Below are 20,811 nucleotides of genomic sequence, written 5' to 3'. Positions count from 1 at the left end.
CGGGTCCCTGCCAAGCGCCTGGGCCGCGAGGCCGGGCCCGCGCCCGCAGCCGTCAGGCCACCGCCCCGGGCGCGGGGGCCTCGGCGGCAGGCGCTTCGGCATCGGCAGCGGCCTCGGCCGCCAGCTCCGCCTCCTGCTGCGCCTTCCGCCGCAACGCGTCCTCGTCCGTGTCCGAGTCGTACGTCATCAGCTTCGGCAGCACCGCGGCCAGGAGCCCCACCGCCACCACGCACGCCACCCCGCCGCTCCAGACAGCCGGGCGGGTGCCCGTCCAGCCGGCCACCGTGCCCGCGCGGACCTGGCCGAGCTGCGGGCCCACGCTGTACGACAGCACCTCCAGGCCCGCCAGCCTGCCCCGCAGCTCCTCGGGGATCGTCTGGTTCCAGATGGTCGAGCGGCCCAGCCCGCTGAGCATGTCGCCGGCGCCCGCCAGCATCAGGCAGAACAGCACCAGCCAGATGTTCGGCATCCATCCGGCCAGGGTCATCGCCAGGCCCCAGCCGCCCGCGCCCAGCACCACCATCAAGCCGTGCCGCCGGACCTTCGACGCCCAGCCGCTGGTCAGGCTGATCAGTACGGAGCCGAGCGGAATCGCCCCGTACATCAGGCCGAGCGCCCACTCCGCGTCCAGGTCCTCCGCCAGGAACGGGAAGATCGCGAGCGGGAAGGCGAAGAACATCGCGCTCAGGTCGATCGCGTACGTGCCCAGCAGCACCGGCTTGCTCCACGCGTACCGCGCGCCCTCGGCGATCCCGCGCAGCGACGGCTTCGCCGCCTCCTTGGAAGGCGGTGCCGGCCGCAGCCGCAGACACATCAGTACGGAGGCGACGAACCCGGTCACGGTCAGCGCGTACGCCGTCGCCGTTCCCGAGAACGCGACCACGACACCGGCCGTCGCGGGGCCGGCGACCGCCGCGGTCTGCCAGCGCAGCGCGTTGAGCGCGGCAGCCGCCGTCAGCTGGGCGTGCGGCACGATCCGGGCTATCAGGGAGTCCAGCGCGGGCCGTTGGATGCCCGCGAGCGCGGAGACGCCCGCGGCCACGACGTACAGCGGCCAGAGCGCCGGGCTCGGCAGCAGCGCGTTGATCAGCAGGACGACCGCGAGCAGCCCGAGGCCCGCCTCGGAGAGCAGGATCAGTTTGCGGCGGTCGACCGCGTCGGCGAGCGCCCCGCCGTACAGCCCGAAGACGATCAGCGGGACCAGCTCGACGGCGCCCATCGCGCCGACCGCGAGCGGCGAGTTCGTGAGGTCCTTGATCTGCAACGGCAGCGCGATCATGGCCATGGAGCTGCCGAAATACGTCACCAGGCCCTGGATCCACAGGAGTCGGAACTCACGCAGTGTGCGCAGCGGGGTGAGGTCCGGCAGGATCGCGGAAAGCTTTTTGGTCACGAGAGGCCATGCTGCGTCGTGACGGTCACGACGGGCAAGTCCATTACCAGCGGGCGGGCGGCGGCGAGGTCAACTGGTCGGCGAGCCGCGACAGCCGGTCCCGGAGGCGCAGCCTGCCGCGCGTCGACGGCAGGCTGTTCTCGCCGGCCGCCGCGCTGACCAGGTGCTGGACCATGTCTAGGTCGATTCCCGACGCCCCGTCCGAGGCGATCTCCGGCGCCGGCGGGGCGACCGTGAGCGCGTCGTGCGCCAGACCGACCACCTCCGGGTCCCCGCTGCCCAGCGACAGCACCGTCGCCCCGGCCCGCCGCGCGTCGTGCACCCGCTCCAACAGCCCGCCGTCCGGCCGCTCCGGGGCCACCAGCAGCAAAGTCTCACCCCGTCCCGCGCCCGCCAGCCTGCCGAGCCCGACGGCCAGATGCGCGGGGTCGCCGGGCCGTACCCGGTGCCGTACGAGCAGCGGGGCCAGCTCCGGGCGGCCGGACCACGCCGCCTCGTCCACGAGATGCGCGGCCAGGTGCCACGGCTCGTACGCCCGCGTCCCGACCAGCAGCAGGCCGCCGCCGTGCGGCACGACGGAGGACCGCAGGGACGCGGCGAACCGGCGGGTCGCCGCCGGCCATCGCGTACCGGCCAGGACTTCACGGAGCAGGGCGACGCGTACGGCATCCATGGGCCGGGATCCTGCCGCAGCGCCGCGCCCCGCGCCGGGGGTCCGCGCGGCGTCACCCGAACGGGCCACTCCGGCCGTGCGGAGGCCGTGCGGACCCCCGGCGCGGGGGGCCGGGCGGAGGCCGTGAGGGCCGTGCCGGGTGGCTCCCGCACCGACAAGTACTGTCGAGGCCATGACCTCTACTGACAGTGGCAGCACGCCGAAGCCTCCCGCCAAGGACCCCTGGGAGCTTCCCGACGTCTCGGACCTGACCGTCGGAGTTCTCGGCGGCACCGGCGACCAGGGACGCGGGCTCGCCTACCGGCTGGCGCGCGCCGGGCAGAAAATGATCATCGGCTCCCGCGCCCCCGAGCGCGCCGAGGCGGCGGCGGCCGAACTCGGCTTCGGTATCGAGGGCGCCGACAACGCCGAGTGCGCGCGCCGCAGCGACATCGTCATCGTCGCCGTGCCGTGGGACGGCCACGCCAAGACGCTGGAATCGCTCAAGGACGAACTCGCGGGCAAGCTCGTCGTCGACTGCGTCATTCCGCTCGGTTTCGACAAGAAGGGCGCCTACGCGCTGAAGCCGGCGGAGGGCAGTGCCACCGAGCAGGCCGCCGCCCTGCTGCCCGACTCCCGTGTCACCGCCGCCTTCCACCATCTGTCCGCCGTGCTGCTCCAGGACCCGGCGGTCGAGCGGATCGACACCGATGTGATGGTGCTGGGCGAGGTACGGGCCGACACCGACATCGTGCAGGCGCTCGCGGCCCGTATCCCCGGTATGCGCGGGGTGTTCGCGGGCCGGCTGCGCAACGCGTACCAGGTGGAGGCGCTGGTGGCGAACCTGATCTCGGTCAACCGCCGTTACAAGGCGCACGCGGGCCTGCGCGTCACCGACATCTGACGGGGCCGGGGCATGGGGGACACTGGACGGGTCTTCGCAGGGCGCCGTACGCGCGTCCCTCCCACCCCCGGACCAGGAGCCGACCCCATGCCCCGCCTCGCTCTCTACGCCCTCGTCGTCTGCCTGCTGTCCGTCGTGGCGGCCGTGCTGTCCTTCACGCGGGGGAGCGGCTGGCTCGGCGTCGTCTGGGTGCTGCTGGCCGGGCTGTCGTCGAACATGGCGTGGTACTACCGGCGCCGGGCCAAGGCGGCGCAGGGCGCTAGCTGACGAACGACTGGCACAGCTCGTCGCGGGTCGTCCAGAAGCGGTAGAAGCTCTGACCGCAGTACGTTTCGAGATCGCTGATGCCGAGCCCACCGAGGATCGCGTCGATCCCGTCGAAGAAGGCGCGGTTCACCTCGGGGATGAACAGGATGCCGAAGACGGCGATCAGTCCGAACGGCGCGAACGGCTCCACCTGCGCGCGGAACTTGTGCGACAGCCACGGCTCGATCACGCCGTAGCCGTCAAGTCCCGGCACCGGAAGGAAGTTGAGGATCGCGGCCGTCACCTGGAGCAGCGCGAGGAACGCCAGCGCGAAGCGGAAGACCAACGGCACGCCGTCGAGCAGACCCAGCCAGAACGGCGCCGTGCAGACGACGGCGAACAGCAGGTTCGTCAGCGGGCCGGCCGCCGAGATCAGGCTGTGCCGCCACCGGCCCCGGATCCGGGCGCGCTCGATGAAGACCGCGCCACCGGGCAGACCGATGCCGCCCATGATGACGAAGAGCACGGGGAGCACGATGCTCAGCAACGCGTGCGTGTACTTGAGGGGGTTGAGCGTCAGGTAGCCCTTGGCGCCGATGGAGATGTCGCCGCTGTGCAGGGCGGTGCGGGCGTGCGCGTACTCGTGCAGACAGAGCGAGACGATCCACGCGGACGTGACGAAGAGGAAGACGGCGATACGGGCGTCCGCCGCGAAGTCGGTCCACACGGCCCACCCGGTGGCCGCCATGACGGCGGCGATCCCGAGGAAGACGGGACTGATCCGCCGGTCGCGACGGGAGGGTGCGGTGGTCATTCGCGGCTCCTGAAGGCCTGGAGGGGTACGGGCGGGTACGGGCGGCGGGGCGTGCCCGACCGTACAGGCGACACGCCGGGAACGTCTCGCGCGGGGGGATGGGTTCCGTGGAGGCTGGGAGTACGGAAGGGGGGAACCGGCACATGTGGTCCACGGGCTTGGGGGAGCGGGCGGCCGACCGGATGGTCGTACCGGACAATGGTGGGGTGCGCTACCGGCTTCTCGGCCCCACACGGGCACTGCGCGCCGACGGCACCCCGTACGCCGTCGGCGGGTCAAGGCTGCGCGCGCTGCTGACCGTGCTGGCGATGCGGCCCGGCCGGACCGTCCAGGCGGCGACGCTCGTCGACGCGGTCTGGGACGGCGACGTACCCGCGGACGCGGCGGGCGCGCTGCAGGCCCTGGTGAGCCGGCTCCGCCGGGTGCTCGGGGCCGGGACCGTCGTCTCGGACAGTGGCGGGTACCGGCTGTGCGCCGACCCGGACGACGTGGACCTGTACCGCTTCGAGCGGCTCACGGCGGAGGGGACCAAGGCCCTGGACGCCGGCAGCCCCGGGCGGGCCGCCGACCTGCTGGACGAGGCCCTGGGGCTGTGGCACGGCCCCGCGCTGTCCGACCTGCCCGACCACCGGGCCGAGTCGGCGCGCTGGGAGTCCCGCCGGCTGGGCGCCCGCCGCGCCCGCCTCACGGCGGCGCTGGCACTCGGCCACGCCGAGGCGGCACTGCCCGAACTGACGGCGCTCTGCGACGAGCACCCGATCGACGAACTGCTCCAGGCGCTGCGCATCCGCGCCCTGCGCGCGGCGGGCCGCACGGCGGAGGCACTGTCGGCGTACGAGGAGGTCCGCCGCGACCTCGCGACCCGTCTGGGCATGGACCCGGGGCCGGAACTGCGCGCGCTGCACAAGGAGTTGCTGAACCCGGAGGCGTACGAGACGACGGACGCGCACGCCCACCGGCGGGGCGTGCCCCGGCCGGGCCCCGCCCCCTCGGCCAACGGGTCCGCGCCCCGGACCGCCGGTCCCGGCGGAGCCTCCCCGTCGAACGGCGTCCCGGACGCGGCCCCGGCCCCCGCGCCGTACGCCGTCCCCGGCAACCTCCGCGCCCGTATCACCAGCTTCGTCGGCCGGGACACCGACCTGGTCGACCTCCGGGGGGATCTCCGGGACGCGCGGCTCGTCACGCTGCTCGGGCCCGGCGGGGCCGGGAAGACGCGGCTGTCGCAGGAGGTCGCCGCCGGGGTGGACCACGAGGGGTGGCCGGACGGGGTGTGGCTCGCCGAGCTCGCGCCCGTGGATGATCCCGAGACCGTGCCCGAGGCCGTCCTCGTCGCGCTCGGGGCGCGGGAGACCGTGCTGCGCGGCGCCGGGGCCGAGGGCCTGCGGGCCGTCGACCCGGGCGCCAACGACCCCCTCGTACGGCTCGTGGAGCACTGCTCACGCCGTCGCATGCTGCTCCTGCTCGACAACTGCGAGCACGTCGTGGACGCCGCCGCCCGGCTGGCCGAGGAACTGCTGGTCCGGTGCCCCGGTGTGACCGTCCTCGCCACCAGCCGGGAACCGCTCGGCGTGCCCGGCGAGGTCGTACGCCCCGTCGGCCCGCTGCCGGAGCCGATGGCGCTGCGGCTGCTCGCCGACCGCGGCGCCGCCGCCCGGCCCGGCTTCCGTACGGAGGACGACCCGGCCGCCGCCGAGGAGATCTGCCGCCGGCTCGACGGGCTGCCGCTCGCGATCGAACTGGCCGCCGCCCGGCTGCGGATGCTCACACTCCGGCAGATCGCCGACCGCCTGGACGACCGCTTCCGGCTGCTGACCGGCGGCAGCCGCACCGTACTGCCCCGGCAGCAGACGCTGCGCGCCGTCGTCGACTGGTCGTGGGACCTGCTCGACTCCGCCGAGCGGACCGCGCTGGGCTGTCTGTCCGTCTTCGCGGGCGGCTGCGACCTGGCCGCCGCCGAGGCCGTGTGCGGGCCCGACGCGCTCGGACTGCTCGGCTCGCTCGTCGACAAGTCGCTCGTGGTCGCCGCCCCCGCCCCGGACGGCGCGATGCGCTACCGGCTGCTGGAGACCGTCCTGGAGTACGCCGGGGAGCGGCTGGACGAGTCCGGTGACCGCGCCGCCGCCGAGCGCCGCCATCTCACGCACTTCCGGGAGCTGGTCCGGCTCGCCGACCCGAAGCTGCGCGGCCCCGAGCAGGTCCACTGGATCGAGCGGATCACGCTCGACTACGAGAACCTGCGCACCGCCCTGCGGCACGCCGTCGCCGACCGGGACGAGCACGAGGCGCTGTGCCTGGTCCACTCGCTCGCCTGGTACTGGCAGATCCGCGATCTGCGGGCCGACGCGCGGCACTGGGCGCACGCCACCGCCGAACTGGGCCCCGATCCCTTCGACGTGCCCGTCGCCCCCGCCCCGCCGCTCTACGAACGGTGCACGGACGCGCCGCCGCCGATGGCGCCCGAGCAACTGCTGGAGGCACGGCGCGGGGTCCGCATGATCCATCTGGCGAGCATGAACCACGAGTTCGACACCTGGACCACGCCCGAGGCCCTGGAGTGGCTGGACCGCGTCGGCGAGGCCTACTCGCCCGGTCTGCCGCAGACCTGCCGTACGCCCGGCTCGCTCTGGTTCTTCGCGATCATGCTGACGGGACAGGCCGACCGGCTCCGTGAGTTCACCGACGCGAGGGTCCAGGCGTGCCGGGACCTCGGCTACGAGTGGGAGCTGGCGTCGGCCCTCCAGGTGCGGGCCAACATCCTCGCCAACCGCAGCGAGTGGGTCGGCGACGCGGGCCGGGACGCCGAGGAGAGTCTGGAGATCTTCACCCGGCTCGGCGACGCGTGGGGCGCCGCCGAGGCACTGTCGGCCCGCGCCGAGGCCTTCGAGCGCAACGGTGAGTTCGAGCGGTCCGCCGCGGACTACCACGCCGCCATCGAGAACACCCGGCTGCTCGGCGCCGAGGCGCAGGTCTCGCTCCTGCGCACCCGCCTGGCGGGCGTGATGATGGAGACGGGCGACGGGGACAAGGGCGAGGCGATCCTCCGCGAGATCCTCGCGCAGACCGCCCGGCGCGACTACGAGGCCGAACCGGCCGCCCGCCTCTATCTGTCGATCTGGCTCGGCCGCAGCGGACGCGCCGCCGAGGGCCGCGAGGAACTGGGCCGGCTGCTGGGGACCTTCCAGCATTCCAACCTGGCCATCTTCGAGGGATTCGTCTTCGGGATGCTCGCCTGGCTGGACAACATCGACGGCCGGTACGCCGAAGGGCTCGACCAGGCACGGCTGGCACTCGCCCGGACGCTCGACCCGATGTCGCGGATGGTCGCCCCGCAGATGCCCGCCGTCCATCTGCTGACCGCGGGCTGGTCGCTGGCCGGACTCGGCGGCCCGGAGCGGGTACGGGACGGGGCGCGCCTGGTGGGCGCGTACGAGCGGCACCTGCCCCGGGGCCACCACCGGGCCGCGCAGGAGCGCGAGAGCCGGGACGCGGCGGAGGCGGCGGTCCATGCCGGGGGGCTGACGGGCGCCGCGTACGAGAAGGCCCTCGCCGAGGGTCGCGCGCTCACCCTCGACGAGGCTTTCGCCCTGGCCGGCGTCTGACCGCGCCCCCGGGCCGGAGCCCGGGGCCGCGGGTCAGGTCCCTTCTCGCGGGACTCAGGTCTTCTTGCGGAACTTGGACACCGCCAGCGGCGCCGTCACCAGCGTGATCACCGCCGACCAGGCCAGCGTCATCCACAGGTCGTGGGCGACCGGCCCGCCGATGAACAGCCCGCGCGCCGCGTCGGCCAGATTCGACAGCGGGTTGTAGTCCGTGAAGTTCTGCAGCCAGCCCGGCATCGTCGACGGCGGTGTGAAGATCGAGGAGCCGAACTGCAGCGGCATCAGCACCAGGAATCCCACCCCCTGCACCGCCTGCGCCGTCTTCACGGTCAGACCGATCAGGATGAAGATCCACATCAACGACGCGCCGAACAGCAGCGACAGACCGATCGCGCCCAGCACTTCGAGCGGCGAGGTCTCGATCGACATGCCGAGTACGAAGCCCACGATCAGCAGGATCGCGAAGGCGACCATCATCCGGCCGACCTCGACCACGATCTTCGCGATGAGGACCGAGGACCGGGCGATCGGCATCGTACGGAACCGGTCCATGACTCCCTTCTGGAAGTCCTCGTTGATCCCGCTGCCCACGGCCATCGAGACGTTGAGCCCCATCATCGCCATCAGGCCGGGGACCAGATAGCTGACGTACTCGGACTGGTTGCCCTTGCCCGCGACGGCCCCGCCGAACACGAAGACGAACAGCAGCGTGAAGACGATCGGCATCAGCAGGACGTCGAACATCGACTCCGGATCCTGCTTGATCTGGAGGGCGTTACGGCGCGCGAGGGCGCCGATGTGCCGCAGATTGGCCCGCAGACCGATCCGGCCCTCGTCGGTCGCGGCCCGGACGGGCTTGTCGGTCCGGACGGACGGTGTGGGCTCCGTCACTTTCGTCGTTGTCGCCGTACTCATGCCGCGACCCCCTTCAGCTGCGCGTCGTTCCGCGCGTCGTCGTTCGTGTCGTCGCCCTGTTCGCCGGCCTTCTCGCCCGTGATCGCCAGGAACACCTCGTCCAGGCTGGGCAGATGGGTGCCGATGTGCGCGATCTCGAATCCGCGCCCGGCCAACAGGCCGATGACGGCGGTCAGTTGTACGTCGGCGAGGATCGGCACGAACAGCATGCCGTCCTGGACCTGCGACCCCGCGACGCCGTCCAGGCCCGTCTCGTTCAACGCCCGTGCCATCTCCGGCAGTTGGCCGGGGTCGCTCGGGCGGATCTCCAGGGTCCGGCCGCCGACCCTCGCCTTCAGCTCGTCGACCTTGCCGCCCGCGACGACCCGGCCGCGGTCGATGACCGTCAGCTCGCTCGCGAGCTGCTCGGCCTCCTCCATGTACTGCGTGGTGAGCAGGACGGTCACGCCCTCGGCGACCATCCGCTGGACCTCGGCCCACACCTCGTTGCGGGTGCGGGGGTCGAGGCCCGTCGTCGGCTCGTCCAGGTAGAGCACCGAGGGCTGCCCGATCATCGACGCCGCGAGGTCCAGGCGCCTGCGCATACCCCCCGAGTACTGGAGCACGGGCTTCTTCGCCGCCTCGGTGAGCGAGAACCGCTCCAGCAACTCGTCCGCGCGCCTGCGGGCGGCCGTACGGGGCAGATCGAGCAGCCGCCCGATCATGTACAGGTTCTCCCAGCCGGAGAGCTTCTCGTCGACCGAGGCGTACTGACCGGTGAGGCCTATGGTGCGGCGGAGCTGCCGGGGCTGCTTCACCACGTCGTAGCCGGCGACGACGGCCGTGCCGGCGTCGGGCAGGATCAGGGTGGACAGGCAGCGTACGAGGGTGGTCTTGCCGGCGCCGTTGGGGCCGAGGACACCGAGAACCGTGCCCTCACGCACGTCCAGGTCCACGCCGTCGAGCGCCTTGGTCGCACCGTAGTGCTTGACCAGGCCCCGTACCGTGACGGCCGTGGTGCCGTCGGCAGGGATTGTGTCGATTCGCGTCATGCCGTTGATCCTGGCAGCCGCCGCTGACAACGGACCGACAGCCGACCGACAGCCTGCCGACACGCGCCTGGACAACGCGGGGGAACGCGGGGGGAACGCCGACAGCCCGCCGATGGGGGATGTCGGCGGGCTGTCTTCTCTTGCGGCAGTGGCTGCTGGGGTGGGGCTAGTGGAAGGTGTGCTCTTCCTGCGGGAACGTTCCTCCTACGACCTCGTCCGCGAACTCCTTCGCGGCGTCGCCGAGCGTCTGCCGGAGGTTCGCGTACTGCTTGGTGAAGCGCGGCACCTTGCCGCTCGTCAGACCCACCATGTCGGTGTAGACGAGCACCTGCGCGTCGGTGTCCGGACCGGCGCCGATGCCGATGGTCGGGATGTCCAGCGACCGGGTGATCTCGGTGGCGACCTCGGCGGGCACCAGCTCCAGGACCACCGCGAACGCGCCGGCCGCCTGCGCCGACTTGGCGTCGTGCAGCAGCCGGTGCGCGGCCTCGTCGCCGCGGCCCTGCACCCGGTAGCCCAGGGTGTTCACGGACTGCGGCGTCAGGCCCAGGTGCGACATGACCGGGATGCCGGACTGGACGATCAGCTCCGTCTGCGCCAGCGAGCGCGCCCCGCCCTCCAGCTTGACCGCGCCGACCCCGGCGTCCTTGACCAGCCGTGTGGCGCTGCGCAGGGCCTGGACGGGGCCTTCCTGGTACGAGCCGAACGGCAGGTCGCCGACGACGAGGGCGCGCTTGGTGCCCCGTACGACGGCCGCGGACAGCATGGTCATCTCGTCGAGCGTGACCGGCACGGTCGTCTCGTAGCCGAGGTGGACATTGCCCATCGAGTCACCGACGAGCATGACCGGGATGCCGGCCTCGTCGAAGACGGACGCGGTCATCGCGTCGTACGCGGTGAGCATGGGCCACTTCTCGCCGCGTGTCTTGGCGGCGGCGATGTCGTGGACGGTGACGCGGCGGGTACCCGTACCGCCGTACAGCGACTTGGGATCACGTGAGGGATTGCGCGCAGCCTCGAACGTCATGGCTTACGACTCCTTCGTCATCTCGAGGCGCCCTGACGGCGTCCCCGGACCGTCTCCATGGTGGCATCTCCGGGCCACCGACGGGAAGTGGGGCTGCGCCGCTCGCGTCGGCCCGGCGGGTAAAGAATTTACAATACGAGACGGTGCCGTATTGAAATTGGCCTAGGCTCCTCGCCATGTCCACATCGTCACCCTCGCCGTCCGGCGTCCACGACTCCGCACCCCGGGTCCCCGAAGCCATTCACAAGCGCCGCTGGGCCATCCTCGGCGTCCTCATGTTCAGCCTGCTCATCGTGGTCCTCGACAACTCGATACTGAACGTCGCGGTCAAGACCATCGCGAGCCCGGAGCCCGTCGGGATCGGCGCCACCCAGAGCGAGCTGGAATGGGCGATCAACTCCTACACCCTCGTCTTCGCCGGCCTCCTCTTCACCTCCGGCCTGCTCGGCGACCGCGTCGGCCGCAAGAAGGTGCTGCTCTTCGGCATAGCCGTCTTCGGCATCGGCTCCGCCCTCGCCGCGATGTCCGGATCGCCCGGTGAACTCGTCGCGTACCGCGCCCTGATGGGCTTCGGCGCCGCCTTTGTGATGCCGGCCACCCTCGCCGTCCTGATGAACGTCTTCGAGCGCGACGAGCAGCCCAAGGCCATCGGCATCTGGGCCGGCAGCGTCGGACTCGGCATCGCCATCGGGCCCATCACCGGCGGCGTCCTGCTCGAACACTTCTGGTGGGGCTCGATCTTCCTGATCAACGTCCCCGTGGTGATCGTCGCGCTGATTGCGATGTGGTTCCTGGTGCCGGACTCCAGGGACCCGAACCCGGGCCGGGTCGACCCGGTGGGTGTGCTGCTCTCGATCGTCGGCCTCGTCCTGCTCGTGTACGGGATCATCCGCGCGGGCGAGCTGGCCGACTTCACCGACGCCACGGTGCTGGCCTCGATCCTCGGCGGTGTGGCCGTCCTGGCCGCGTTCGTCGTGCACGAGAAGCGCAGCGACCATCCGTCGATCGACATGTCCTACTTCAAGAAGCCGGCGTTCTCGGCCGCCGTCGCCGCCATCGCGCTGGTCTTCTTCGCCCTGATGGGCGTGACCTTCTTCTCGGCCTTCTACCTCCAGAGCGTGCGCGGATACAGCGCGCTCGACTCGGGCCTGCTGATCGTGCCGCTCGCCGTCGCCCAGATGGTCTTCGCGCCGCGTGCCCGGCTGGTCGTCGACCGGTTCGGCGCCCGCGCGGTCTGCACCGCCGGCATGCTGCTCGTCGCCGCGGGTCTCGCCGCGTTCGCCCTGTTCGACGCCACCACACCCGTATGGGTGCTGTGCGTCGTCTTCTTCGTCCAGGGCGCCGGAATGGCCCACATCATGCCGCCGGTGACCGTCGCCGTCATGCAGGCCCTGCCGCGCGAGAAGGCCGGCTCGGGATCGGCCATCAACAACACCTTCCGCCAGGTCGGCGGGGCGCTCGGCGTCGCCGTACTCGGCTCGCTGCTCTCCTCGACCTACCGCGGCGAGATCGAGGGACACCTCGGCGCCGTCCCGGCCGCCGCGCGCGACACGGCGGGGGAGTCCATCGAGGCGACCATGGCCGTCGCCGAGAAGCTCGGCCCCGCCGGCGCCCCGCTGATCTCCTCCGCGCACGACGCCTTCCTGAGCGCGATGCATGTCACCGCCCTCGGCTCCGCCGGTGTCGCGCTGATCGGCACCGTCGTGGTGGCGCTCTTCATGCCGGGCCGTACGGCTCCGGAGGCGCCCGTACCGAAGCGGGACGCCGAGCGGCCGGCCGAGGGACCCGTACCCGTCGCACCCGCCGTACGCGACTGAGACGGTCGACCGCACCCGCCGCCGTCGGCGAGAATCGGCGCGCGGGTGCGGGCCGCACGAGGTGGTCGGGGCAGGGCGAAGGGTGAGGCATTGCACGGGCAGGCGCAGGAGCAGGACCGGGGCCGGGAGCCCAAGCGGGGCCGGCCACGCAGCGAGGCGGCCGAACGCGCGATCCTCCAGGCCGTGGTGAGGCTTCTTGAGGAGGGCGAGCCGCTGTCCGGGCTCTCCATCGAGCGCATCGCACGGACGGCGGGCGTCGGCAAGGCCACCATCTACCGGCGCTGGAGCGGCAAGGAGGAGCTCTTCGTGGACGTCCTGCGCCACATCGAGCCGCCCGAGCCCGACCTGTCGGGCACCTCGGGCCTCTCCGACATCCTGGTCTCGCTGGAGTCCATGCGCCGCCGCGGACTCGCCCAGCGCAACTCGGCCCTGCTCTACAACGTCTTCGCGCAGATGAAGAGCCACCCGAAGCTGTGGGGCGCCTATCAGAGCACGGTGATCGAGCCACGGCGCGTCGCGGTCACGGCCGCCGTCCGCCGCGCCGTCGCCGCGGGTGAACTCCGCCCGGACATCGACGCGGAGCTGATCGAGGAACTCTTCGTCGGCCCCATGCTCCTGCGCACCATCCACCGCAAGGACTCGCCGCTGGACGACGACCTCTCCGAGCGCATCGTCCGCGCGGTGCTCGAAGGTCTGCTCCCCAGGGACGCGGCCGCGCCCACAGCCGCCGGCACGGACGTGCAGCCGACCGTGGATCCGGCCGGGGACACGGAGAGCTGACCGGCCGCCGCGCGTCCGCGCCGATCATGCGTGTTGCGTCACAGCGGCCCGGTAGCCGCCGCTTGTCCGGAACCCGCCGCCCCTCGTTGCTCGTCCTTGAGCCCGTACGGCCGTCGGGGGACGGCAGAGAAAGCGCCCGTCATCGCCTAGGGTCGATGGCGGGCGTGCACGGCAAGGCAGTGAGGGCAGCGGAATGACGCAGGAGTACACGGCTGAGTCCCAGGTGGACGGCGCCGAGGACAACACCCCTCCCACCGGCCGGTTCCGGACCTTCGTCGACCGCTGGCGCGGCGACCGCGGCATCTGGCGGCGCGGTGTCGTCCTCGCGGCGCTCGCCGTCCTGACGGCGCTGGTGATGATCCTGCACGCCCAGATCCCCAACCGCATCGGCAACTTGGGCAGTCTCATGGAGACCTTCCTGCCGTGGCTGGGGCTGCTCGTCCCCGTGATTCTCGTGGCCGCGCTGGTACGGCGCTCCGCCACGGCGCTGATCGCGCTGCTCCTCCCGGCCGTTGTCTGGGTCAATCTCTTCGGCGGGCTCATCCTCGAGAAGTCGGGCGGCGGCGGCGATCTGATGGTCGCCACGCACAACGTCAACGCGGAGAATCCCGATCCGGAGGGAACCGCGCGCGAGATCGTGGAGTCCGGCGCGGACGTCGTGGCCCTGGAGGAGCTGAAGGCGTCGGCGGTTCCCACGTACGAGAAGGCACTCGCCGCGACGTACAAGTACCACTCGGTGCAGGGCACGGTGGGGCTGTGGAGCAAGTACCCGATGACCGGCAGCCGCCCCGTCGACATCCGGATGGGCTGGACCCGCGCGATGCGCGCCACGGTGACGACGCCGCAGGGCGAGCTCGCCGTGTACGTGGCGCACCTGCCGTCCGTACGCGTGAAACTGCACGCCGGCTTCACCGCCAACCAGCGTGACAACAGCGCCGACGCGCTCGGCGAGGCGATCGCCGACGAGGAGATCCGGCGGGTCGTGCTGCTCGGCGACCTCAACGGCACGATGAACGACCGCTCCCTGAACGCCGTGACGTCGCAGATGCGCTCCACCCAGGGCGCCGCCGGCGACGGCTACGGCTTCAGCTGGCCGGCCGCGTTCCCGATGGCGCGGATCGACCAGATCATGGTCAAGGGCGTCGAGCCGACGTCGTCGTGGACGCTGCCGCGCACGGGCAGCGACCATCTGCCGATCGCCGCCCGTATCGAACTCGCGGAGTGACCAACGCGGTTCGGGCGGTCGGCTCAACGCGGTTCAGGCGGTCGGCGATTCCCGCCAGCGGTTCGTGATCGGCAGCCGCCGGTCCTTGCCGAAGCCCTTCGCGGAGATCTTGGTGCCCGGCGGATACTGCCGCCGCTTGTACTCAGCCGTGTCCACCATGCGCAGCGTCCTCGCCACCGTCCCGGGGTCGAAGCCCGCCGCCACGATCGCGTCCTTGCCCTGGTCGCGGTCGACGTACATCGCCAGCAGCCGGTCCAGCACGTCGTAGTCCGGCAGCGAGTCCGTGTCGACCTGGCCGGGGCGCAGTTCGGCGCTCGGCGGCTTGGAGATCGAGTTCGCGGGGATCGGCGGGGTCTGGCCGCGCTCCTCGGCGGCGCGGTTGCGCCAGCGGGCGAGCCGGAAGACCGTCGTCTTGTAGACGTCCTTGATCGGGCCGTACGCGCCGACGGAGTCGCCGTACAGCGTCGAATACCCCACCGCCAGCTCGGACTTGTTGCCCGGGGCGAGCACGATCTGGCCCTCCTGGTTGGAGAGCGCCATCAGCATCGTGCCGCGCAGCCGCGACTGCAGGTTCTCCTCCGCGAGTCCGGTCAGGGCGAGCGAGTCCATGTACGCGTCGAACATCGGCTCGATGGGGACGGTGCGGAAGTTCAGCCCCGTACGGCGGGCCAGGTCGGCCGCGTCGCCGCGCGAGTGGTCCGACGAGTACTTGGACGGCATCGAGACGCCGTAGACGTTCCCGGCGCCGAGCGCGTCGCAGGCGATGGCGGCGACGAGGGCGGAGTCGATGCCGCCGGAGAGGCCGATCAGGACGGATCTGAAGCCGTTCTTGGCGGCGTACGCCCGCAGGCCCACCACCAGGGCGGAGTAGACCTCCTCGTCGTCGTCCAGCCGCTCCGCGTAGCCGCCGGCCAGCTCCGGCTCGTAGGCGGGGACGGGCTCCTCGGAGAGGACGACGTGGTCGATCCGCAGACCGTCGTCCACGGTGCCGCCGGGCGGTTCGGCGGCGGCCGCGGGCAGTTCGAGGTCGATGACCACACTGCCCTCGGCGAACTGCGGTGCGCGCGCGACGACTTCGCCGTCCTTGCCGACGACGATCGAGTCGCCGTCGAAGACCAGCTCGTCCTGGCCGCCGATCATCGCGAGATACGCGGTGACGCAGCCGGCCTCCTGGGCGCGCTTGCGTACGAGTTCGAGCCGGGTGTCGTCCTTGGCCTGCTCGTACGGCGAGGCGTTGATGGAGAGCAGCAGGCCCGCCCCGGCGGAACGGGTGGCCGGGACCCGGCCGCCGTCCTGCCAGAGGTCCTCGCAGATCGCGAGCGCGACGTCGATGCCGCGCACCCGGACGACAGGCATCGTGTCGCCGGGCACGAAGTAGCGGAACTCGTCGAAGACGCCGTAGTTGGGCAGGTGGTGCTTGGCGAAGGTCAGCGCCACACCGCCCCGGTGCAGCACGGCGGCGGCGTTCTGCGGGGAGCCGGCCGGCCGGCCGATCCGCGGCCGGTCCCGCTCGGACCGGTCGAGATAGCCCACGACGACGGGCAGTTCGCCGAAGCCCTCGGCGGCGAGCCGCGCGGCGAGCGCGCGCAGGGCGTCGCGGGACGCCTCGACGAAGGACGACCGCAGGGCCAGGTCCTCGACGGGGTAGCCGGTCAGCACCATCTCGGGGAACGCGACGAGATGCGCGCCCTGTTCGGCGGAGTGCCGGGTCCAGTGCACGATCGCCTCGGCGTTTCCGGCGAGATCGCCGACGGTCGAGTCGATCTGATTCAGAGCGAGACGTAGTTGAGGCACGGCCCCACTGTAATCGTCTTTCTGACGCGATGGGGTGGGTGAGGCTGGGCAAGGGCGTGTGGGCCGCGCCACGGGGCGGCGGCCCACCCACCCCTGCCCGGGTCTGTCCGCGCCTGTGCGGTGGCTCAGCCGCTCGCGTAGACCCGTTCCACCCACGCGGCGATCTGCGCGTCGGTCAGGTGCTGCGCCAGGTCCGCCTCGCTGATCATGCCGACCAGGCGCTTGTTCTCGATGACCGGCAGCCGGCGGATCTGGTGCTCCTGCATCTCGTGGAGCACGTCGTCCACGTCCGCGCCCGCGTCGATCCAGCGCGGCGTGCCGTGGGCCATCTCGGCGGCGGTGACCTTCGCCGGGTCGTGGCCCATCGCCACGCAGCCGATGACGATGTCGCGGTCGGTCAGGATGCCGGTCAGCCGCTCCTCGGTGTCGGCGATGGGCAGGGCGCCCACGTCCAGGTCCCGCATGAGCTGCGCGGCCCGGTCCAGGGTCTCGTGCGAGGGGATCCAGTCGGCGCCGGGATGCATGATGTCTTTGGCGGTGGTCATGGGGTTCGTTCCTCCTGAATGCCGTCCGCCCCGAGCGCCCCCATCGTCATGGGGCCGTACGGGTGTACGCGACCGCTGTCACCCGTACGGGTGAAAGGAGAGGTGAGGGGCATGCCGCTGCTGACCCTGCGGATTCTGGGCCACGACCTGCCGGGGGCGGACTGCGGCGAATTCCGCCACGTTCACGTCGGCACCCAGCGGGGCAGGGAGCCGGACCAGCTGGTGTCCGCCGGCGCGGCCGGCGCGGTCTTCGAGATCCCGGTCGAGACGGTCACGGCGGTCGGCTCCGGGGTCGGCTCTGCGGACGGCGGGGCGGCCGACGAGGCGGCCGGCGCGGCGCCGGACTTCCGGGGGCCGTACGTCCAGGGGCGGCGCGGTGCGCGTTTCGTCTATCTGACGTGGGGCGAGCTGCCGCCGGGCGGCGACTTCGAGATGTTCCGGCGGGCGAAGATCTTCCTCGCGGATGTGCCGTCGGAGCTGCTGGACGCGGGCACCGTCGAGACCCCGCTGGGGCTGACCGACGCGGCGGGCCTGCCGTTGTGCGCGGCCGTACGCCCGCCGATGATCACCTGGGCGGTGGCCGCGCGTACCGGGGCCTGAACGGCGCCGCCCCCGCCCGCGGTGGTGATTGACGCGGACGGGGGCGGCGGTGTGTCTCACCGTCGGCCGGTCAGGTGCGCGGCTTCGCGCCCCTGGCCTTCAGGAGGTCGGCCATCAGGTCCAGTTCGGACTGCTGAGCCGTCACCATGCCCTCGGCCAGGGCCTGTTCGGTGTCGACCTCGCACAACTCGGCGCAGCCCTGGGCCATCGTGACGCCGCCCTTGTGATGGTCGGTCATCAGCTGGAGGTACAGGATCTCCGCCTTCTTGCCCTTGGCGGACCTGAGCGTGTCCAGCTCCGTCTTCGTCGCCATGCCCGGCATCAGCGAGCCGTCACGGACCTCGTGGCCGCCGTGATCCATGCCCTCCATGCCGTCCATGCCCGCGTGTTCGTCCTGCTCCATCCAGGCCATCGGCTTCTGGCCCGTGGCGACCTTCGGCAGCTGCCACATGTCCAGCCAGCCCAGCAGCATGCCGCGCTGGTTCGCCTGGGTGTTGGCGATGTCGTACGCGAGGCGGCGCACCTCCTCGTCGTCCGTGCTGTCCCGTACGAGGAACGACATCTCCACCGCCTGCTGGTGATGGACCGCCATGTCACGCGCGAAGCCCGCATCGGCCGAGTTCGCCGTGGGTGTGGCCGCCGCGCGGGGCGAGTCGTCGGGCCCGGCGGAGGCGACGGTGGCCGCCCCGGCGAACAGCAGGGCCAGGACGACCGCGGTGATGGCGGCCCAGTTCGTGCGGGTCACTGGGCGCCCATTCCACCGGTGCAGGCCGCACCCGGCTCAGGCGTCTGCGAGCCCTGTACGTACTTCGCGAAGAACTGGTCGACCCGGGGGTCCTTCGCGCTGTCGACGGTGACCTGCTTGCCCCACGCGGTCAGCATGATCGCCCCGGCCTGCTCCTTCACGGGGCTCATGAACGAGTACTGCGTCTTGCCCACGAGGTCGCCGAGCGCCTTCACGTCGCCCTCGGGCGCCTTGTCGTTGTACGACACCCAGACCGCGCCGTGCTCCAGCGAGTGCACCGCGTTCACGTCCGGGATCGCGTCCTTGTAGACGTCGCCGGCGCAGTTCATCCAGGCCTGGTTGTGGTTGCCGCCGACCGGCGGGGTCTGCGGGTACTTGACCGCCTCGGCGACATGGTCACGGCCCAGCTTCTTCGCGTCCCAGGACTTCTCGCCCTTGACGGGCTCGGCGGCGGCCTGGTCCTCCTTCTTCTGGTCCTCGGACTCTTTGTTCAGCACGAACGCGCCGAAAGCGACGAGCGCCACGACCACGACCGTGCTCGCCGTGATCGTGATGATGCGGTTGCGGCGCTCACGCGCGCGCTCGGCCTTGCGCATCTGCTCTATTCGGGCCTTGCGCTCGCTGCTCTGGGTCTTGGAAGCCATGGTGTCTGTTTCGTCCTTCTCGAAAACCTGCGGAACGGGGGTGGGGGAGTTACGGGAACCCGGTGGGGGCGCGGGCCCGGCTACGTCCGCAGTACTTGAAGGACGTGGAGGTCCGGCGCGCGGGGAAACGCGCCGGAGCGGGACACCTGGCCGGTGCTGGGCGGGAGTGCGAGGCGCGCGGGACCCACGTCGTCGGTGCCGAGCGGATCGGCGGGCAGCGGCGCGGTGAGCACGGCCGGACTGAGGTGCGGGATGAAGCGGCAGCCGCTCCGGTCGTACGGGCACGTGTACTCGGGGGCCGAGGCGGACCGGGCGGCCGTGCCCTTCACATCCGTACGGAGGGTGATGCCGGCGGCCTCGGTGTGCGCCACCGCTGTCACCGTCGGCGACGGCGCCGGGTGGTGCGTGTCGACGGGGCCCAGACAGACGTAGAGCGCGGCGAGCAGCGTCGCCACGGCGCTGAGCACGGCCGTGGGACGCGCGTCGCGTATGTGGCGTCGTCCCCCCATGGGCGCAGATCGTAGTCCGTACAGGTGGTCGAGCAGGAGTACGCAGGGGGTACCGAGTCCGGAACGTGGCTGTGGGGCGGTGTGCGTGACGGACGGACAGCGGTACGGACGGCGGTACGGAGCGGGTCCGCGGCGGCTCAGGCGCGGTACAAAGAGGCATGGCCGAGCCTCCGGAACCCCAGCCGCGCGAACCCGACGTCGACGCCGTGACCCGGGCGGTGCTGATCGCCTCACGGCTGCTCGTCACCTTGTCCGTCCGTTCCCTGGCCACGGTCGAGGACCGGGTCACCCTGCCCCAGTTCCGGCTGCTGAAGGTGCTCTCGGCCCACGGCGGCGCGAACCTCGTGTCGCTCGCCGAACGGCTCGGGGTGAACCCTTCCACCGCGATGCGCATGGTCGACCGGCTCATCACCGCCGGGCTGGCCGAGCGCGGGATCAACCCCGGCAACCGCCGCGAGACCGTGCTGCGGCTCACGGACGAGGGCCGGACGCTCGTCGCGGACGTCTCGGCGGCGCGCAGACGCGAGATCACGGCGATCGTGGAGCGGCTGGCTCCCGAGCAGCGTACGGCGCTCGTGGAGGCCCTCACGGCGTTCACCGAGGCGGGCGGGGAGCGGCCGATGCCGGGGGACGACGGGGAGCCGTACCCGCTGGGCTGGTCGGACACGGCGGCACCGCTTCATTGAGAGGCGGCCGACCGGCGAGGCCGGGGACGCGGGTTGATTGGACGCGGTTGATAGGCAAGGAATGACTTGCCTATAGTGGCGCCGTGTCCGATGATGTGTTCAAGGCCCTGGCCGACCACACCCGCCGCACGATCCTCGACGAGCTGGCCGAACGCGACGGCCAGACACTGTTCGAGATCTGCGGACGGCTGCTGACGAAACACGGGCTCAACACGTCCCGGCAGGGCGTCTCGCAGCATCTCGCCCTCCTTGAGGCCGCCGGCCTCGTGGAGACCCGGCGGGACGGCCGCTACAAGTTCCACCACCTCGACACGGGGCCGCTGGAACATCTCACCGACCGCTGGCTCGTACCAGAACAATCAGGAGAATCCCCATGAAGATCAATCTGTCCGGTGTCTTCGTCAACGACCAGGCCCAGGCGCTGCGCTTCTATACGGAGGTGCTCGGCTTCCAGACGAAGAACGATGTTCCGGTGGGCGACGACCGCTGGCTCACCGTCGTGTCCCCGGCCGATCCCGACGGCACCGAGCTGCTGCTCGAACCGTCCGGGCACCCCGCCGTGAAGCCCTTCAAGGACGCTCTGGTCGCGGACGGCATCCCGTACACCTCCTTCGCCGTGGACGACGTCCACGCCGAGTTCGCGCGCCTCCAGGGGCTCGGTGTGCGCTTCACGCAGGAGCCGGCCGACATGGGCCCGGTGACCGTCGCGGTCTTCGACGACACCTGCGGCAATCTCATCCAGATCACCCACACCGCCTGAGCCCCGGGCCGTCTGCGTACCCCCGTCCGCCGCGGAGGCACCCGGACGCGCGCCGCACGCGTCGCATGTCCGACAATGCTTTAGTACGCCGGTGTGCAACCTTCCGGAAATCCTGTGGTGTCATG

At 71.7% G+C, this 20,811-nt stretch carries 21 protein-coding genes; 10 read left to right on the top strand and 11 right to left on the bottom strand.

Annotated features, from left to right (window positions below; translation table 11 throughout):
• Window positions 1–52: 52 nt before the first annotated feature.
• Together ACFT9I_RS03255 and ACFT9I_RS03250 are read right to left on the bottom strand one after the other, a co-directional pair.
• Window positions 53–1,393: an MFS transporter gene (locus tag ACFT9I_RS03255; RefSeq protein WP_382559962.1), complete on the bottom strand. Its 1,341-nt coding sequence runs from the start codon at window positions 1,391–1,393 to the stop codon at window positions 53–55.
• Between the two features lie 43 nt (window positions 1,394–1,436).
• Window positions 1,437–2,066, bottom strand: a complete 630-nt coding sequence (locus ACFT9I_RS03250) for a hypothetical protein (RefSeq protein ID WP_382559959.1) — start codon at window positions 2,064–2,066, stop codon at window positions 1,437–1,439.
• Between the two features lie 172 nt (window positions 2,067–2,238).
• Between ACFT9I_RS03250 and npdG the strand changes: the two genes are divergently transcribed.
• Together npdG and ACFT9I_RS03240 are read left to right on the top strand one after the other, a co-directional pair.
• A complete protein-coding gene (gene npdG / locus ACFT9I_RS03245; RefSeq protein ID WP_382559957.1) occupies window positions 2,239–2,949 on the top strand; it encodes an NADPH-dependent F420 reductase in 711 nt (236 codons plus the stop codon).
• Window positions 2,950–2,961: 12 nt separating this feature from the next.
• Complete coding sequence (locus ACFT9I_RS03240; RefSeq protein WP_382559954.1) at window positions 2,962–3,216, top strand: hypothetical protein; 255 nt, start codon at window positions 2,962–2,964, stop codon at window positions 3,214–3,216.
• Here ACFT9I_RS03240 and ACFT9I_RS03235 read toward each other — a convergent pair.
• Window positions 3,209–4,009 carry a site-2 protease family protein gene (locus ACFT9I_RS03235; RefSeq protein WP_382559952.1) on the bottom strand — a complete coding sequence of 267 codons (801 nt, stop codon included), beginning with the start codon at window positions 4,007–4,009 and terminating at the stop codon, window positions 3,209–3,211. The genes ACFT9I_RS03240 and ACFT9I_RS03235 overlap by 8 nt on opposite strands.
• Window positions 4,010–4,191: 182 nt before the next feature.
• Between ACFT9I_RS03235 and ACFT9I_RS03230 the strand changes: the two genes are divergently transcribed.
• Window positions 4,192–7,608: a BTAD domain-containing putative transcriptional regulator gene (locus ACFT9I_RS03230; RefSeq protein WP_382560244.1), complete on the top strand. Its 3,417-nt coding sequence runs from the start codon at window positions 4,192–4,194 to the stop codon at window positions 7,606–7,608.
• A gap of 54 nt (window positions 7,609–7,662) precedes the next feature.
• Here the strand turns inward: ACFT9I_RS03230 and ACFT9I_RS03225 are convergent, their stop codons facing one another.
• The 3 genes from ACFT9I_RS03225 to panB all read right to left on the bottom strand — a co-directional run bounded on the left by ACFT9I_RS03225 (window position 7,663) and on the right by panB (window position 10,581).
• Window positions 7,663–8,523, bottom strand: coding sequence for an ABC transporter permease (locus ACFT9I_RS03225; protein ID WP_382559949.1), 861 nt, complete (start codon window positions 8,521–8,523; stop codon window positions 7,663–7,665).
• Window positions 8,520–9,554 carry an ATP-binding cassette domain-containing protein gene (locus ACFT9I_RS03220; protein WP_382559947.1) on the bottom strand — a complete coding sequence of 345 codons (1,035 nt, stop codon included), beginning with the start codon at window positions 9,552–9,554 and terminating at the stop codon, window positions 8,520–8,522. The genes ACFT9I_RS03225 and ACFT9I_RS03220 overlap by 4 nt, the downstream gene beginning before the upstream one ends.
• A gap of 166 nt (window positions 9,555–9,720) precedes the next feature.
• Window positions 9,721–10,581, bottom strand: a complete 861-nt coding sequence (gene panB / locus ACFT9I_RS03215) for a 3-methyl-2-oxobutanoate hydroxymethyltransferase (RefSeq protein WP_382559944.1) — start codon at window positions 10,579–10,581, stop codon at window positions 9,721–9,723.
• Window positions 10,582–10,757: 176 nt separating this feature from the next.
• Between panB and ACFT9I_RS03210 the strand changes: the two genes are divergently transcribed.
• From ACFT9I_RS03210 to ACFT9I_RS03200, 3 genes are all read left to right on the top strand, one after another.
• A complete protein-coding gene (locus tag ACFT9I_RS03210) occupies window positions 10,758–12,398 on the top strand; it encodes a DHA2 family efflux MFS transporter permease subunit (protein WP_382559942.1) in 1,641 nt (546 codons plus the stop codon).
• 90 nt (window positions 12,399–12,488) lie between these two features.
• Window positions 12,489–13,178 (top strand): TetR/AcrR family transcriptional regulator, encoded by a 690-nt coding sequence (locus ACFT9I_RS03205; RefSeq protein WP_382559939.1) that lies wholly within the window; start codon window positions 12,489–12,491, stop codon window positions 13,176–13,178.
• Between the two features lie 193 nt (window positions 13,179–13,371).
• Complete coding sequence (locus ACFT9I_RS03200) at window positions 13,372–14,403, top strand: endonuclease/exonuclease/phosphatase family protein (protein ID WP_382559937.1); 1,032 nt, start codon at window positions 13,372–13,374, stop codon at window positions 14,401–14,403.
• Between the two features lie 33 nt (window positions 14,404–14,436).
• Here ACFT9I_RS03200 and ACFT9I_RS03195 read toward each other — a convergent pair whose 3' ends face one another.
• The gene (locus ACFT9I_RS03195) at window positions 14,437–16,197 is read right to left on the bottom strand and encodes an NAD+ synthase (RefSeq protein WP_382559934.1); all 1,761 of its coding nucleotides are present in this window, start codon (window positions 16,195–16,197) and stop codon (window positions 14,437–14,439) included.
• A gap of 125 nt (window positions 16,198–16,322) precedes the next feature.
• Window positions 16,323–16,742: a CBS domain-containing protein gene (locus tag ACFT9I_RS03190; RefSeq protein WP_382559931.1), complete on the bottom strand. Its 420-nt coding sequence runs from the start codon at window positions 16,740–16,742 to the stop codon at window positions 16,323–16,325.
• 111 nt (window positions 16,743–16,853) lie between these two features.
• On the opposite strand from ACFT9I_RS03190, the gene ACFT9I_RS03185 reads away from it, so the two are divergent.
• On the top strand, window positions 16,854–17,342 hold the full coding sequence (locus ACFT9I_RS03185) for a DUF5990 family protein (RefSeq protein WP_382559928.1): 489 nt from the start codon (window positions 16,854–16,856) through the stop codon (window positions 17,340–17,342).
• A 70-nt stretch (window positions 17,343–17,412) separates the two neighbouring features.
• On the opposite strand, the gene ACFT9I_RS03180 is transcribed toward ACFT9I_RS03185, so the two are convergent.
• The 3 genes from ACFT9I_RS03180 to ACFT9I_RS03170 all read right to left on the bottom strand — a co-directional run bounded on the left by ACFT9I_RS03180 (window position 17,413) and on the right by ACFT9I_RS03170 (window position 19,240).
• Window positions 17,413–18,087 carry a DUF305 domain-containing protein gene (locus ACFT9I_RS03180; protein ID WP_382559926.1) on the bottom strand — a complete coding sequence of 225 codons (675 nt, stop codon included), beginning with the start codon at window positions 18,085–18,087 and terminating at the stop codon, window positions 17,413–17,415.
• On the bottom strand, window positions 18,084–18,731 hold the full coding sequence (locus ACFT9I_RS03175) for a DUF3105 domain-containing protein (RefSeq protein ID WP_382559923.1): 648 nt from the start codon (window positions 18,729–18,731) through the stop codon (window positions 18,084–18,086). Before ACFT9I_RS03175 ends, ACFT9I_RS03180 begins: the two co-directional genes overlap by 4 nt.
• An 80-nt stretch (window positions 18,732–18,811) precedes the next feature.
• The gene (locus ACFT9I_RS03170; RefSeq protein WP_382559920.1) at window positions 18,812–19,240 is read right to left on the bottom strand and encodes a hypothetical protein; all 429 of its coding nucleotides are present in this window, start codon (window positions 19,238–19,240) and stop codon (window positions 18,812–18,814) included.
• Window positions 19,241–19,398: 158 nt separating this feature from the next.
• On the opposite strand from ACFT9I_RS03170, the gene ACFT9I_RS03165 reads away from it, so the two are divergent.
• The 3 genes from ACFT9I_RS03165 to ACFT9I_RS03155 all read left to right on the top strand — a co-directional run bounded on the left by ACFT9I_RS03165 (window position 19,399) and on the right by ACFT9I_RS03155 (window position 20,686).
• Window positions 19,399–19,926 carry a MarR family winged helix-turn-helix transcriptional regulator gene (locus ACFT9I_RS03165; RefSeq protein ID WP_382559917.1) on the top strand — a complete coding sequence of 176 codons (528 nt, stop codon included), beginning with the start codon at window positions 19,399–19,401 and terminating at the stop codon, window positions 19,924–19,926.
• 83 nt (window positions 19,927–20,009) lie between these two features.
• A complete protein-coding gene (locus tag ACFT9I_RS03160; RefSeq protein ID WP_382559915.1) occupies window positions 20,010–20,303 on the top strand; it encodes an ArsR/SmtB family transcription factor in 294 nt (97 codons plus the stop codon).
• On the top strand, window positions 20,300–20,686 hold the full coding sequence (locus ACFT9I_RS03155; RefSeq protein WP_382559913.1) for a VOC family protein: 387 nt from the start codon (window positions 20,300–20,302) through the stop codon (window positions 20,684–20,686). The genes ACFT9I_RS03160 and ACFT9I_RS03155 overlap by 4 nt, the downstream gene beginning before the upstream one ends.
• Window positions 20,687–20,811 lie beyond the last annotated feature (125 nt).

Source organism: Streptomyces sp. NPDC057137 (assembly GCF_042670825.1).
Taxonomy (GTDB): domain Bacteria; phylum Actinomycetota; class Actinomycetes; order Streptomycetales; family Streptomycetaceae; genus Streptomyces.
Note: the sequence above shows the minus strand (reverse complement) of the source record. Positions and strands in the feature narration are given on the sequence as shown.

Excerpts from the sequence above, each read along its gene's own strand:
- ACFT9I_RS03250 (WP_382559959.1), bottom strand. The coding sequence starts at position 2,066 with ATGGATGCCGTACGCGTCGCCCTGCTCCGTGAAGTCCTGGCCGGTACG.
- npdG (WP_382559957.1), top strand. The coding sequence starts at position 2,239 with ATGACCTCTACTGACAGTGGCAGCACGCCGAAGCCTCCCGCCAAGGAC.
- ACFT9I_RS03240 (WP_382559954.1), top strand. The coding sequence starts at position 2,962 with ATGGGGGACACTGGACGGGTCTTCGCAGGGCGCCGTACGCGCGTCCCT.
- ACFT9I_RS03235 (WP_382559952.1), bottom strand. The coding sequence starts at position 4,009 with ATGACCACCGCACCCTCCCGTCGCGACCGGCGGATCAGTCCCGTCTTC.
- ACFT9I_RS03230 (WP_382560244.1), top strand. The coding sequence starts at position 4,192 with ATGGTCGTACCGGACAATGGTGGGGTGCGCTACCGGCTTCTCGGCCCC.
- ACFT9I_RS03225 (WP_382559949.1), bottom strand. The coding sequence starts at position 8,523 with ATGAGTACGGCGACAACGACGAAAGTGACGGAGCCCACACCGTCCGTC.
- ACFT9I_RS03220 (WP_382559947.1), bottom strand. The coding sequence starts at position 9,554 with ATGACGCGAATCGACACAATCCCTGCCGACGGCACCACGGCCGTCACG.
- panB (WP_382559944.1), bottom strand. The coding sequence starts at position 10,581 with ATGACGTTCGAGGCTGCGCGCAATCCCTCACGTGATCCCAAGTCGCTG.
- ACFT9I_RS03210 (WP_382559942.1), top strand. The coding sequence starts at position 10,758 with ATGTCCACATCGTCACCCTCGCCGTCCGGCGTCCACGACTCCGCACCC.
- ACFT9I_RS03200 (WP_382559937.1), top strand. The coding sequence starts at position 13,372 with ATGACGCAGGAGTACACGGCTGAGTCCCAGGTGGACGGCGCCGAGGAC.
- ACFT9I_RS03190 (WP_382559931.1), bottom strand. The coding sequence starts at position 16,742 with ATGACCACCGCCAAAGACATCATGCATCCCGGCGCCGACTGGATCCCC.
- ACFT9I_RS03185 (WP_382559928.1), top strand. The coding sequence starts at position 16,854 with ATGCCGCTGCTGACCCTGCGGATTCTGGGCCACGACCTGCCGGGGGCG.
- ACFT9I_RS03175 (WP_382559923.1), bottom strand. The coding sequence starts at position 18,731 with ATGGCTTCCAAGACCCAGAGCAGCGAGCGCAAGGCCCGAATAGAGCAG.
- ACFT9I_RS03170 (WP_382559920.1), bottom strand. The coding sequence starts at position 19,240 with ATGGGGGGACGACGCCACATACGCGACGCGCGTCCCACGGCCGTGCTC.
- ACFT9I_RS03165 (WP_382559917.1), top strand. The coding sequence starts at position 19,399 with ATGGCCGAGCCTCCGGAACCCCAGCCGCGCGAACCCGACGTCGACGCC.
- ACFT9I_RS03155 (WP_382559913.1), top strand. The coding sequence starts at position 20,300 with ATGAAGATCAATCTGTCCGGTGTCTTCGTCAACGACCAGGCCCAGGCG.